The organism is Streptomyces sp. 891-h (assembly GCF_022760275.1).
GTDB lineage: Bacteria > Actinomycetota > Actinomycetes > Streptomycetales > Streptomycetaceae > Streptomyces > Streptomyces spirodelae.
In genome coordinates this window covers 1415833-1430805 of the sequence record NZ_CP050693.1, presented here as the reverse complement: position 1 = coordinate 1430805, position 14973 = coordinate 1415833, and the positions used below count along the sequence as shown (strand labels likewise).

At 70.7% G+C, this 14973-nt stretch carries 1 protein-coding gene (only partly in view); it reads left to right on the top strand.

The whole window is internal to a hypothetical protein gene (locus HC362_RS06075; protein WP_243082897.1) on the top strand: the coding sequence, 78261 nt in all, runs 21868 nt past the left edge and 41420 nt past the right edge, and what appears here is coding positions 21869-36841 — codons 7290 (partial) to 12281 (partial); the first complete codon in view begins at position 3. Both codon boundaries (start and stop) fall beyond the window edges.

Below are 14973 nucleotides of genomic sequence, written 5' to 3'. Positions count from 1 at the left end.
CCGAGGCGCCGACCTACGGGCCGTTCGCGGAGGACACGGATGTCGCCTCGGACGAGGAGTACGCCGGCCCGGACACGCCCATGGTCGGGGATCAGCGTGCCGGCTCCTCCCAGCAGCACGCCACGCACAGCGGCACCGCGCCGCAGGGCGGGACGTCGTTGACCGACGAGGAGCTGCTGAACGCCGTCCTGCGCGACGAGAACCTCATCGCAGGAGGCGAGCACTCGGCGGCCGATGTGGCGACGCAGTCGGTGGGCCGCAACCTGACGGGCAGGCATCTGGGGCCGGTGGTCGCGGACCAGGTGCGGCTGCTGCGTGCCTGGCCGGGGCAGAAGGAGCGGCTCAGCAGGGCGCAGCAGGCGCCCTGGCAGAAGGCGTACTTCCTGTGGGCGCAGGGCGATCGCAGTCGCGGTATCCACTACCAGGGCGAGTGGATCGACGGGAAGAGGCTCGGGCGCATCCTCGGGCGTGACCCGGTGTTGCAGCGGATGGGCGAGGACACCTCCGTGGTGGTGGTGCTCTCGGAGGTCTCGTCGCTCGACACGGCGTTCCAACGCGACCTCGGCAATACCCTGCGCGGTAACCCGGTGCGCACGCCGTCCGGGGTCGCCACGTTCACCGAGGGGCCCGACGGCCGCTGGTACCCCACGATCGTCGACAGCCACCCGCGCGAGCCGTACGGCGGCTGGGCGTCGTACCACTGGAACGGTGTGGAGCGGTCGCTGGAGGACCGGCAATGGCGCGGACTGTCACTGAGCCCGGAGGGGCGGATGGTCCCCGTCAGCTTCCTCACCAGCGAGCTGACTCTGCGTCCCGTGCCGCGCAGCGAAGGCGGCCTCGACGACGGCGACCCGGACGCGTTCATGAGTATGGCCGGCGATGACCCTCACCGTCGCCGGTTCGAGAGGGCGCAGCGGCACGGCAGCGCGCTTGAAATCTTCCACGGGACGCCACGCGCCCAAGGCACCGGCCACTGGAAGCTGACCCCCACGAGCATGGTCAAGAAGCCGGCCGGAGACGAGCTGAAAGCGCTCCATCGGGGCCTCCATGGCCAGAGCCACGGCGCCTTCGGTGCTCTGTGGTGGTCCCTCAAGGACGGCCGGATGGTCTTCTTGGACCACGAGCAGAGCGCGCAGTTGCATCTCGACCTGGAGGGTGTGTCCGACCTTCAGCCGGGCGACTGGATCTACGCGGACCACTGCCTGGCGGGGGTCCCCTGGCGGGACACCCCGATGCCTCCGCAGTCCGTCACCCGGCCGATTCCCCCGGTGGAGGACGAACTGCGCACGGAGTCCTTCATCCAGAAACTGACTCGCAGTGGTCGCTATGCGGCGGGCTACGACGGTTACATCGGCATCGGGGAGATGTACGGCGCCGACGGCAAGTCGACGCCGTACCGCTTCTTGCAGTCCGACGCCCGGACCGGTGACAAGCGACTTGTGGTCGCACGCCCCTATCTCCCCGAGCACCACTTGGAGGAGGTGGCGCGGCTCACCGTGCCGAAGTGGGCCGAAGGCGACGGCCTGGATGATGCTCTGGTCGTGACGCGGGCGCTGCGGAAGATGTTCGGGCTCGATGTGGAGGACCGGTCGGACTACTGGAAGCGGCTGGTCCCCGTGATCGGCCATCTGGAGCGCTCCCGCGCCCGCGATCCCCTGCTGGGGCGTTTCACCGAGTTCAACATGGACATGTTGCGCACGCTCGCGGGACGCTTCGGCTCTCTCGCACATGAACGCAACGCCGCCTTCGCCTACGAGGGCCTGCTGGACTGGCTGGAAGAGAAGGTCGAAGACGGCTTCGCCGAGATGCCCCTGTCGTCGCTGGACGACGAGGGCCACCTGCGAGCCGCGTTGCGGATCCTCTTCCCCAAGGACGGTACGGCCGGTGTCAACGAGGAGGACGTGCGATGGCTGCTGCTGAAGGGTGAGCACACGCCGCTGGCCGAAAAGGACGTCGGCCGCGCGATCTGGGCTCTGACCCGCGCCCACCGCCATCTGGCACAGGTGCCGAACCCGCGGGCCCTGGCGGGCAAGGTTCTGCACCTTCCCAAGGACGCGCCCTGGGGCGACTTCTGGGAGCAGAACTGGGAAAGCAAGCTGCTGCGGATGGTGGCCCAGGCGACGGCGGTCGGCGTCGACATCACCCACCAGGACCAGCTCGCCGCCCACCACCTCGACATGCTCGGCGCCCTGTCGCCGGAGACGGAGCTGCCGGGAGGGCAGGGCCGGAACTTCACCCGTGCGCGGGTGAGCAATCAGGTAAGCCCCGACCATCTCTTGGTGGTTCAGCCGGACCAGACCACGCGGTGGGCTGTGCCGTCTTGGAAGGGTCTCGGTACCGGCAACCCGCACTTCATCTGGTTGGAGCCCGAGCAGAACGGTGAGAGACCACTGGTTCTGCCCCGCGATGTCGTGGTGGTGGTACCGCACGGCGAATTGGTGGCGCTGCTCGACATGGACCCGCATCTGACGGAGCGGGACCTCAACGATCCGGTGGTGTTCCTCGGCGGGGGAGACCTGTACGAAGACTTCCAGAAGCCGTTCTCCCATTGGACCGGCCGCTTCGCCCAAGCGAACCCGAACCCTGCGGCCATCCATGCCTACGCCCCGGACCAGCCGTCCTGGGTCGTGCTGCATGCCAACGCGGACGGCACCGTGCCGGACTGGACGTTCAGCGAGCGCGAGGCCCCGGTCACGATCGGCGCACCGGTGGACTCCGGCGAGATGGCGGTCAGCGCGGTGACGGACACCGCGCCGCAACAGCCCACCGAGCCCCTCGCGCAGGACGCCGCCCAGGCCGCGCCGGAGGCCGCTTCGGCGCCGACGTCGAAGCTGGTCGATCCGCCGCCGCACAGGATTCTGGATACGTACCCGCTGCGGGGGTGGCTCGCCGACCTGGCGCGTGATCTGCCTTCCATGACGCAGGCCGAACGGTCCGCCGCGCTGGATCCACTGTCCGGCAAGGACCTGGACATGCTGGCGGACCATCTGGAGCTGTTCGAGCAGATGAAGAGCGCCCTGTCGGCTGAGGACTATGCCGAAACCGCGGCACGGTTGATGTTGCGAGTCCAGCCGGGTGTGCACGAACCCGTCGCCGCGCGGCGCGAAGGTATCCGGTTGCTCGTCCGCATGCTGCGTAACAAGGCGGTCGCGGAGGGGCTGGTCGGCTCGCGCTACACCGTCAACGTGGTGCCACGGGAGAAGGGCATCCTGCTGGAAGGCAGGCAGTGGGCCGCTGGAATGGCTTTCGACAGGTCGATATACGTCGGGGTGGAGAACCTGGTGGGCGACAGAGCCCTCGTGTCCGAGGAGGTCACTGCGCCCGATGGCAACTCCACGTTCATTCACGAGGTTGCCCACGGAATTCACTTTGTGATTGGCAAGGCAGCGAGCAAGCTCATATCCGACGTCTTCGAGGCTCAGAAAGCAAAGAAGTGGGATGGGGCGTGGCCGAACGGCCCATGGGCGGACCCTTCCGGAGAGCACAAGAATTACTCGACCCGAAATGATCGCGAGTTTTTCGCGGAGCTCAGCAACGCCTGGTTGGGTGTGAACTCGGGAACCGATTCCTACAGCGGGCAGCCGAGGAACAACGGTGCGTCGTGGGTACGGGCGAACCTTCCGGAGATGGTGCCGCTGCTGGAGGAGCTGTACGGGCCGGGTGCGGAGCCTGGAGAGATCGTGGTCAACCCGATCAACGCGCGTCGGGCCGAAAATGAGGTCTGGGAATCCTTCCGCGAGTTGTGGCATCTGGCCGACGATGAGTTGGAGGCGGCTCGACCGTCGGTCTCGGCTTGGTCGCCTTCCCACCCGGCAGTGACGGTCCCCCTGAGCGGCATCCTGGCGTTCCTGGACCAGGCCACCGCACCGTTGCAGGAGGGCTCGTCCCAGGAAAAGGCCGTTTACGAGGATGCCCAGGGAGCGAAGGAATTCGCCGAGAACGGCAAAAACTCGTTCTCCGAGTGGCTTGAAGTGAATTCCGAGCAGGCTGCCAAGGCGGAGCAGTGGGACAAGGACGAGTTGGCCGGTGCTCTGGCCCTCGGATACACCCAGATCGCGGCAGTGGTGCGTGAGTGGAACGAGCAGCCGCCATCCCCGAGGGACTACGCGGCCTTCGTGTCCCAAGCGTCCCTCGGTGCGGTCCGGCAAAGCCTGGGACCGGCGCCGCGTGCCTTCCTGGAGGCGGAAGCATGGTCGCTCGCCTTTGTACTGCAGTACATACTCGAAAATTCCGGCTCGTTCCGCCCGGATCCGCTGCGCTATCCTCTGCCGGAGGAGCGGAGCCAGCCCCCTGCAATAGTCGGCGAATATCTGGAGAACCTGCTGCTCAGCAATCCGGAGCGGTCCGTCGGGCAGGACGAGGCGCTGGGGCTGAGCACGCCGGGCGATGAGGCTGCCGGCGATGCTTCGGGAACCGCCGTGCCGGTTGTTGCGTTGGCGATCCGCCAGATGAAGGCCGACCGGCCCACCGATGTCACGCCGGCGCAGCGGGCCCTCGATCTCTACGACGAGGCCCTGCGGCAGCGCGGGCTGCCCCCGCTGGACCGGTCGGCGATGCACGAGCAGCGCGGACAGGACGGGCAGGCGCCGTCCACCACGGATGAGACGACGAGTGGCACCGTCGAGTCCGGCGCCGGGACGACGCAGGCCGAGTCGGCCGACGTCGAACAGGTGCCGGACGTTCTTCCGGCACCCCCGTCGCGGCGCCAGGTCCTCGACCCCATCAGCGACTGGCGGCGGATCTCCGACGTACCTGGGCATCGGCGTACGAGTACGTTGCGCGCCATCGACGAGGCGGTGGCCGGTCTGCCACGCCGCCCCGACGCCCAGGATCTGGCGGGCGTGCTCCACGCGGTGCGCAACTGGCAGCAGTCCGCGAGCCGGGACAGAAGGCGCTGGGACGCGGTGACGCGGCTGGAGGAAGCGGTCCGGGACCGGATGCAGCGGCTCCAGGAGTCGCACCGTGCCCCCCACGCGACGTCCCGCCACGGGCACCGGAGCGGTGCCCCCGCACAGGGAGCGGCGGCGCATGGCCCGGCCCAGTCGCTCATTCCGGTGGGCCCGCGCCCGGTCGAGGTGGAGGGCTTCGCCCCGGCCAGCGGCTTCGAGGTCGAACTGGTCGCCTGGCAACTGAGGTTGCCGCCCGGGCAGGACCACAGGACGTTCGGCGACTACGACGGCCGGGTGGTGAGGCTTCCCGGGCTGCTGGGCATCATCCTGACCACTGGGCAGGGCGGCGGCCCGGTCCTGGAGGTCGTCACCGAACCGGCCCGTGGCCTGCGGCGGGGCGCTGACGACGGGCGCGCCGAGATGTCGGACGTGCTGGCCGCCTTCCGAGACGTGGTGGGCCGGTTGGAGAACGCGGTGCCGGGCACCCTGTTGAAGAACGTCGTCCCCCCGTCGGCCGGCTATGAGGTCGACCCGCTGGTGGGGAACATGCCGGTGCTACGGCGCGATGCCGGCCAGGGCCAGATGATGGTCCACCACACGGCGACCGCACCGCTGACCGGAATCCCGCGCTTCCTGGACCACGTGACCGCACACATGCGGCGGGGAGCGCCGCTGTTCGAGACGGCGTACCAGGACGCGCGAACGGCATTGGCCTACGCCGAGCAGGGGCGGGACATGTTCACGCGGTGGCTGGGTCACCATCCCAGGCGTGCTGCCGAGGTGCGGCCGTGGGACGTGGACGAGTTGCGTGGTGCCCTCGCTCTAGGCTTCGTCCAAGTCGCCGCCGCGGTGCGCGGTAGCAGGGGCGGTCAGGTGGTGCCGAAGGACTACGCGGCCGTCATCTCCCGCGAGTCCCTCGCTGCGGTCCGGCGAGGGCTGGGCCCGGTGCCGCATGCCTTCCTGGAGAACGCGGCGGGCCCACTCACCGACACCTTCGTGGCCGCAGTCCAGCAGACCAGCAGGCATCCGCTCCCCGCTGACGTGCTGGACCGTCCGGTGCCGGGGCGCTGGAGCTACTACAGCCAGGAGCCTCCGACGATCCGCGCGTACCTGGACAACCTGCTTCTCGCGCACCCGTCGCGCATCGTCGGGCAGGACGAGGCGCTGAAGGTCAGCACCAACTTCACGGAGATGGAACGCAACGCCGCGAACGGGGTGGCCCGGATCACGCCGCCCGTGGTCCGGCTGGAGGCCCGTCCGCTGGAGGCGGTCCAGACCGATCCGCGACGCATCGAGCGCACGCACGGCGCGTTGGCGAAGCTGTCCCTCGACCTCTACAACGACGCCCGGCGGCAGCACGGGCTGCCCCCGGTGGGCCGGCCGGTGGCGCACGGGCAGCGCGGGCAGACCGGGTACGCGCCGCCCACCCGGGAACAGGTGACGGGCGGGGCGGTCGGGGCCCAGGCGGAGCCGGCCCAGGCGGACGCGACGCAGGCGGGCGCGCCCCAGGCTGCCGGCACGCGACCGCAGTCGCAGGCTCAGCCGCCTGTGGGCCGGTCCGCGTCGGCCGGGCTCACCCCGGCCCTCGCCGAGCTGGCCGGGCGGCTGCCCGGCATGGAGCAGGGCGAGCGGGCCGAGGAGCTGGCGCTGCTGCCGGCCGGGGACCTGGAGGCGCTGGCCTCGCACCGTCCGCTGGTACAGGAGCTGCGCACCACCCTGTCCGCCGAGGACTTCGCGGACACCGCGGCGCGGCTGCTGCTGCGGAACTCCGAGGGCGTGCACGAGCCGATGTCGGTGCGGCGCGAGGCCGTTCGGCGCATCGCGCCCATGCTGGGTGACGCGGACGTGGCGGTGCGGCTCCTGAACGGGGGCCACCGGGTCCACGTGGTGCCGCGGGACGTGGCGCTGACGGCTGACGGCCCGTTCCGTGCCCCGCAGGGCGACCGTGTGCAGGACGGCCGCGTCTACGAGTCCCTGCGTGGCATCTACACCCGTCCTGGCACGGGTGTCGGCGAGGAGACCCTGCTGGGCGAGATCGCCGGTGTGCCCGGCGCCACCGCCTACGCGGACGGGTACTCCACCGTCACCCACGAGTTCGCCCACGCCGTGCACGCCGCCGGGCTGAACGCCGCGGACCGGAGGCTCGTCAAGGACGTCTTCGACGCGCAACAGGCGAAGGGGTGGGCCGGGAAGTTCCCGGACGGCCACTGGTACGACCCGGTCGGGGAGAACCCCGACCCCAACTACTCCTCCCGCAACGAGTACGAGTTCTTCGCCCAGCTCAGCAACGCCTGGCTGGGCGTGAACGCGGGCACCGACCCGTACACCGAGGCGCCCCGGAACAACGGCGCGTCCTGGGTGCGGGCGAACCTTCCGGAGCTGGCGCCGCTGCTGGAGCGGCTCTACGGGTCGGGTGCGGAGCCGGGACAGACCGGTGCCAACCCGCTGGACGCGGTGCGGTCCGAGAACCAGACGTGGATGGGCTTCCGCGCCTTCTGGGACCGGGCCGACCGTGAGCTGTATCTGCACCACCACCCGCTGATGCACCCCGCCCCGGCCACCTCCCGGGGCCACGCCGCGCCCGGTGTGGTGTTCGCCGCCCTGACACCGGGTGGGCCGGTCCCGCAGACGGCGGAATCGGTGTCGATGGAGGAGGTCCTCCCGGCCCCGCCACCGCAGTTGGTGGCCGCGCCGCATACGCACTTCTCGCAGAACACGCCGCACCCGGTCGTGGACCCTGCGACCAATCCCCTGCTGAGCCCGATCACCCTTGCCTTCGGCCCGGGCGGGCTTCCGCAGGCCCGGGTGTTCGTTCCCCAGGCTGTGCGACAGGTAGCGCCACACCGTTCCGTGGTGTACGACGTGCGGATCGGGAGCGACGGGCAGGAGGTGTGGTTCCGGGTGGGCGAGACGCCGTCGCCTGCCACCGCGTCCTCGTACGTGGTCATCGCGAACACGGCGACCGGCGGTGGCCTGCGGATCGGCGGCACGGTCCTCAACGGGGTGCAGTTGGGAGCGCCGCTGCAGGACCACCCGGGCTTCGCCCACCTGCCGGTCGACTCGGACGGCTACCGGATCCTGGACGGTGAGGCACTCGCGGAGTTGCTGGCTGCCGACCCGGTGCTGGCCGCCCGCCGTGTGAGGACCGACTCCATCGTGCTCGCGGCCGACTCCGCGGTGCGCACCGACATGGACCTGGCCGCGCGGCCGGCTCTCCGCACCGGACTGACCGTGGTGGCGCCGACCGGCGAGGGCACAGTGCGTCAGGACCCTGCCTCGGGCGTTCACCACTTGGCGATCGCCTACCGACACTTCCATCTTCCGTTGGAGCAGCAGCCTCCAGTGGGCGACTGGGCCCGCATCGGGCCCGACACCCGGTACGTGCCCCGCACCGACCGGCCTTGGCTGGGGCAGGTCGGGAACATGGTCTCGATCGATCAAGCGACACGTAGGCTGCAACCCGGCCCGGACGGCCGCCTTACCAGCATCAGCTTCCTGAAGGACGACGACAGGGGACTGGTGCGGGAGGGCAGCAACGCCGCAGCACAACTGGACGCCCTGGAGCATTACCTGGTGTCCGCCTCCGGCAGGAGTCTCATTTTCACCGAAAGCGTCCCGCACGCTTCTGCTCTGGGCAGCGTCAGGGCGCACGGCTTGGCCGAGGGCCTGATCATCGAAGTGAATGGCCAGAAAGGGCTTCTGGCACCGGGACCGGGGGGCCAGTTCCTCGGCGAGGCCATCGAGTCGCTCGACCTGCAGGACGGCGACTGGGTCTTCGCGGAGGTCTGCTACAGCGCGGGCCGGTACGACGAGTTCGCGCTGTACCGCCGGGCCACGTCAGCCTTGGTGGACGACCCGCTGCGGACGAAGCCGATGGTGCAGGGCGCGGCCACCCGCTCGCGCCGGTACGTACTGGCCGGAACGCACAGCGTGACCTCCGAGATGAGGGGCCGTGGCACCCCAAACCTTCGGTTCGGCCAGGGTATCGACGCACTGCCCACCGGAGAGTGGGGACGGATCAAGCTCTTCAAGCCGGAGCCGACCCTTGACCAGCTAGAGCGACTCACCCGCGAATTGGGACTGAACGGCGCCGATGACACGTTGGCGCTGGTGAACGCGCTGCGCTCGGTCTTCGGCGAGGCTGTGGAGGACGCCGCGGAGTACTGGCAGTTGCTGGAGGGCGCCGCAGCCGTGCAGCGCATGCTGGACAACGACCCGGGGCTGCGCGCACGGACCCCGTTCCGCCTGGAACTGTGGCAGTTGCTTGCCCGCAAGCTGGAGACCGAGCAGACAGGTCGCCAGCACGCCGCCCAACTGCGGCGCCTGCCTGAGAAGCTGTCGGAGTCGGAGCGCCACTTTTTCCGAGCGGCGTTGCAAGCCGCGCGGAACACCTTCAGGCAGAACGACAAGCAACCGCTGTCCTCGCTGCTGCACGAGCCGAACGTTCCGCAGGACCGGGCACCGCTGCTGGAAGCCGCGGTCGGGCACATGCAAAGGCCCGACGCCCCGGCACTGCTCGGACTGCCCCCCGGCACCGTCCTCGGTCCCGAAGAGCGGGCCCGGCTCTTCTGGGCCTTCGTACGGGCCGAGGGCAGGATCCGCGACCTGGGTCCGGGCTGGCACGAACTGGCACGAGAGGTCGTGCACGCGGATGGGGCCGTGTCTCCGCGAGAGCTGCACACCGGTCTGCTGAACGCGGCCGCGATGGGCGAGGCGCGGCTTCGGGGCACAGGTCGGCAGACGCTGGCCGCCATGGACCTGGTGTACCGCGGCGCATACACCAGGACGTGGCCGCGGCCGCAGGGCCAGGAGCGACCGATGTCGAGCGGCTACAACTGGGGACGCATCTCCACGGGAGCCGCGACGCCGGATCCGGACCAACTGCTGCTCGACGACGGCCGTCGGGAGCCGGCCCCTTGGCTTAGGCGCGACGGCGCCGGGCGCCCGGTGCCCGGGGAGGTGTCTCTCTTCCGCGCGGACATCCGTCCTGACGGCGGGCTCGACCTGTGGCTGCCCGGCCGCAGCACCGCCGTTCCGGTGTCCTGGGCGGTCGCTCTGGAACTCGTCTACCACGCTCCGCAGCAGCCGCGATTCCAGGACGTCACAACGCCGGTCGTGCTGCTGTTCAACGGGGCGCAGTGGGTACTGGGCGAGCTCGACGCGTTCGCCCAAGCACACGCCAATCTGACCGGCCAGGACACGTGGTACTACGTCGGCGACGTGCTGCAGGAGAACGTCGGCACCGGTGCCGACGTGCGGACCGCGCTGCGACCGCGTCCGGCACCGTCGGGCGTGGACAGCGCCGGGCAGTGGATACGCAAGAGCTGGCAGGCGCCGAAGCTGTCGCTCCCGCAGCGTCTCGCGGCCCGGCCGGTACCGAAGCCGGCGATCACCCCGAACTGGCTGCTGCTCTCGGACGCCGGCTCCCGCGTGACAAGCGGCTCCTCGGCACCCCTGACCAGCGGCTACGGCAGCAGTGCCCTCACGCCCACCGCCGCCTCCCTCCTGCTGTCCCGCCCCGAAGCGGCGGGACAGCAGGGGAACACCGGGGTGGTGACCTTCGGCCCGGGCACCCTGGCGGGCGCCGCCGAGTCCGCCACGTCCGCCGAGTCGGCCGCGCAGGCGCAGCCCCCGTCGCAGTCCCAGCCCTGGTCGGTGTCCTCGTGGCGGGCGTACGACCCGGAGGCCGTGCGGTTCGCGGCGTACTACCGGGGCGAGCGGGCGAAGACGTACGCGGCCTACAGCGCCGAGTACGAGCACGCCGTGGCCGAGGCGCTGGCCGGTCCGGCGGTGGAGGCCGCGAAGGACGCGGTGCGCCGTACGGCAGGACGCATCGGCCGGGCCGACGAGTTCGCCGGCCTGCTGGCGCTTCCGGCCGACGCGGACTCGCTGGACCAGCTCATGCGGGCGTTCTCGCGACTGGTGGGCGCCGATGTGCTGCCCGGGACGGCCGTGGACGGGCCCGGGGCGGTGACCGCGAGGGGCTTCCGTGTCGTGGGAGGCGCCAACCGCCCGGCGTCGCGGTTGTTCGCGGCGTACCGGGACGCGGGTGCCTCGGCCGAGGAGGTGGCGGCCGTCCGCGACGCGGTGGCGGCCTGGCTGGTCGGCCGCGGCGTGCAGTCGCTGCCGGAGGTGCTGCGGGACGCGCGGCCGTTCGTCGCTCAGGACGCGGAGGAGAAGTCTGCCCTGACGCGGGACGGCGCGCGCTTCCACATGTGGGTGGACACGCACTTCGGCCCGCGCGACGTACTGCGTGGGGCGGGCCTGCTGACCCCGCAGAGGGAGCAGCGTCTCGTCCCGCCGCATCAGCGGCTCTACGACGAGCAGTTCAGCTACGGCAACACGATGCTGGCGGAGCTGATCAAGGCCCGACAGCGTCTCCTCGACGCTGTCGAGGGCAAACCCACCGAGTCGGAGCTGACACCGCTGGCCGTCAAGCGCACCCAGATGCTCGATGACTGGCTCAGCAGGTACGGCGACCTCGGCCTCGACGCCCTGCGCCGGTTGCACCCGTCCCACCTGAAGGTGCTCTTCAGCCTCACCGGCAACGACTACCGGCTGTACAAGTCGTGGACCACCGCTCGTCGGTTCGGCGAGGGGGTGGCGCGTTGGGCACTGCGCAACCGGATCTGGGACATGGCGCGCGAATTCGCCAAGGACGGCTACGAGTGGTCGTTCGTCCCCGTCGTTCTCGAACGCATACCCGCCTTCCGTGAGATCGTCGACGGCCTTGAGCAGGCGTGGCGTCAGGCCCAACCGGCCCGGGGCAGCGGGATGCCGCGGCCCGCTCTCAGGACGGCGCTGAGGCGTGAGCACTTCCCGAAGCTGAACGAACTGCTGGACCTTGTCACCCACCAGATGCATCACGAGATGCCCCTGCACATCGCCATGGGTGTCGAGGCGCTGAAGATCCTTCCGCCGTTCGGCGGGACCGTGTACTTCGGGGACCGCGCCGTGCCCGGGAAGCTGGACGGCCCCTTGGCCGACGGGCCGAACTACACGTCCACGGCGGTCTCCTTCCCCTTCTTCCGCAGCACGAGTGTTCTCTGGGAGGAGGCGTTCCACTTCGCCTCGCGCGGCCAGGAAGCGGCCCGGCCGAAGATGGGCCTGGACACGACTCACCGCGCCGTGACAACCGTCCACCGGTCCACCGGGAGCGAGGTCCAGCCGTTCTCCCGGCAACCCGGTGAGGAGGAAGTGATGTATCCGCCGGGGGCGGAGTTCAGCCCGCTCGCGAGCCGGGTGCGCGAGGAACCGCTCGGTCCCACCCGCCAGGTCCGGTTCCGGGACACCGTGGCCCGCGAGTCGTCCCCGCGTCCGCTGCCCGCCGAGCGGTTCTCCGTGCCCGCGTACGAGGCGGACGCTTCGGACACATCTGCGGGTCAGTGGCTCGTCCAGCAGGGCCGGCCGGACCCGGCGCCGAAGGCGTCCTCGGAAGCGGAGGGACAGGGGCTGCTGGTCCCGGCACCCCGGTCGCCGCTGTCCGACGGCTGGACGTTCCCCTCGAACCTGCTCGTGCAGCCGGTGGTCGTGAGGGGGCTGCTGCTGGGCCTGGCGTCCTTCGACCCCGCCGAGTTCGCTCGCCGTGCGCCGGTGTTCGAGCAGCTGGCCGGCCAGCAGTACTTCCAGTCCTGGAGGGGCACCGGGGAAGCGGCGCACGCGAAGCGCTACCGGTTGCCCGGCTCCGGGCACCTCTTCTGGTTCTCGCACGGCTCGCGGAACGGCATCGTGTTCGCTCAGCGGGACGGCGGCACGTACCTCGACGACGGCCGGACGGTCGGCGGCCTCCTTCGCAAGATGTGGCTGCGCCTTCCGCCTGAGCAGCGGAAGCGCTCCCTCCTGCCGCTGCCCTGCGGGCCGGGCGAGGGGGAGCAGGAGCTGGCGGTCCTCGCTGCCCGGGTGCGCGCCCTTGCCCGGGCCACGGGGTGGGCGACCTATGCCGTGACGGGAGACTCGGCCGTCCAACTGGGGGAACGAGGTCCGTCCAGGTCCCTGATCAACCTTCTGGAACGCGAGGACGGCCAGCCCACGCACTGGTACGTCGTCGACCCGGCTTCGGACGACGAGGGCCTGCTGCCCCTCTCGGAATACGACGGCCGGGAGGTGTCCGACGCCGTCTACCCGAGCCCCGAGGAGAAACTCGGTGCCGAAAGCATCGCCGGCCTCCAGGGCGAGGACAACGACCCTCCCGCCGACGCGCTCACCCTGCCGCCCACCGGCACCACCGCGGAGAACGTGCGGGCCGCGCTGGCGTCCGCGCCACCGTCCGTGCTGCGCCGGCTCCACGAACTGGTGACGGAGGAGCCCCACCGCACGGAGGACGGCGCTCTGCCCGTGTCCACCTGGGACCGCGCCCGGATCGCCTACCTGGAGGCGGCCGAGGAGTTCGAAAGCCGCCTCTCCACCTACCTCAACGGCCTCCCGGAGCCTGCGCGGCACATCGCCCTGCTCGCGGAGGCGGTGTGGCAGCACGCGGTGGAGGCGGGACGCTGGCAGGAGTTGGCGTCCTCGGACGCCGGCATCGACGGTGCGGTCGGCACCGACCGGGAGACGCTGGAGCACATGGTGCGGCACGGCAACGTGCGCGAGCACCTGGGCATGCTGTGGATCGGCGGCAAGACCGTCATCTCGGACCTGCTGAACGTCACCCCGGAGCCGGACTGGCTGGTGGTGGAGCAGCGGCAGCGGTTCCCCTCCGACGCGCTCCTCCGCTACGAGGAGCTGGCGGCTCAGGCGGGCACACGGGAGGCGACGGACCCGCGGCTCGCGGACCGGATCGCCGAGGCGCTTTCGCAGGTCCGCGTGCCGTTCGAGGCCGACTCCGTCGTCCCGCCGCTCAGCTCCGCCGAACGCGCGCTCCTCCCGGACGGCAAGCCTGCGTGGTCCACGGGCCGCCGGCGCTGGCACATCGGCATGGACAGCGATTTCCAGCAGCATGCCGAGCGCGCCGGTGGCCTGGTGGCCGCCGGCACCTCCGGTTCGCTGTGGCGGCTGATGCTCCAGGCCGTGCGGATGAGGGACGTATGGGGAGTGGACGCCGACCTGGGTTGGGTGCAGCTCGGCTACACGGGCCAGATGCTGTTCGTACAGCATCACAGCCTCCACGAGACGATGCTCGCCGCACACAAGATCGCCGAGCTGCTGGCAGAACGCGGTGACAGCGACGCTCACGAGTTCGCCTATCGGGACAACTGGACGCGCTACCGGCGCATCCCGCGGCTGAGCGAGGCGGAACTGCGCGAGCATGTCGCGCCCGAGGGACTGTTCCCCGACGAGCACGCCCTCGCAGTCATGGACTGGCCACAGGACACCCGGGCCGCACGATGGCTGGACGACCACCGGGACGTGCTCGGTGACGTGCTCGATCACCTCGCCACCGCGGAGCGGAGCCACACGGCACAGGTGTCGGAATCGGCCGAGTACCGGTCCTCCCAGGGTGAGGCGTCGTCCGCGGTGGCGTACCGGCGTGCGGCGGCGGTGCCTTCACTGCCGCGTGAGGTGAGGGAGCGGTGGTTCCCTGCCGGTGGTTTCCGGGAGGGGCGTGCGGCGGTTGGCCGGTTCTGGGTGGGGCAGCACTCGTCGGAGGGCTGGGCGGTTCGGGAGCCGTTGTTGGAGCGGCTGGCATCGGTGGACACGTTGTTCCAGCCGGTCGGGCAGGGTGCCCAGGGGTATGGCCTGGCGTTGGGTGACGGCGTGCTGTTCTTCTTCGGGCACGGTGTCTTGGGAGGTGGTGCCGGGCGTGCGGGTGGTGTGTCGCCGGAGCAGGTGGCGCGGTTCGTGCACTGGTGGCTGTCGCGGCCGGGTGCTCCGGGGCTGACGGATGTGGTGGCTCTGCCGTGCGGGGACGGGAGCGGGCTGCCGTCGGAGGCGTATGCGGGTCTGTCCCGGCGTGGTGTGAGGGTGTGGGACTTCTCGGGTGCGGGTGCGCTGAGTTGGTCGGACGGTTCCCGTCGTGGGGTCGGCCTGTTCGCGTTGCCCGACGCTGCGGGCCGGGCGTCGTACATGCGGGTGTATGAGGGCGGGCGGCAGGTGTCGCGGGTGCCGGAGCGGGGTGAGGCCGGGATCGGCTGGCGGTCGGATGTGC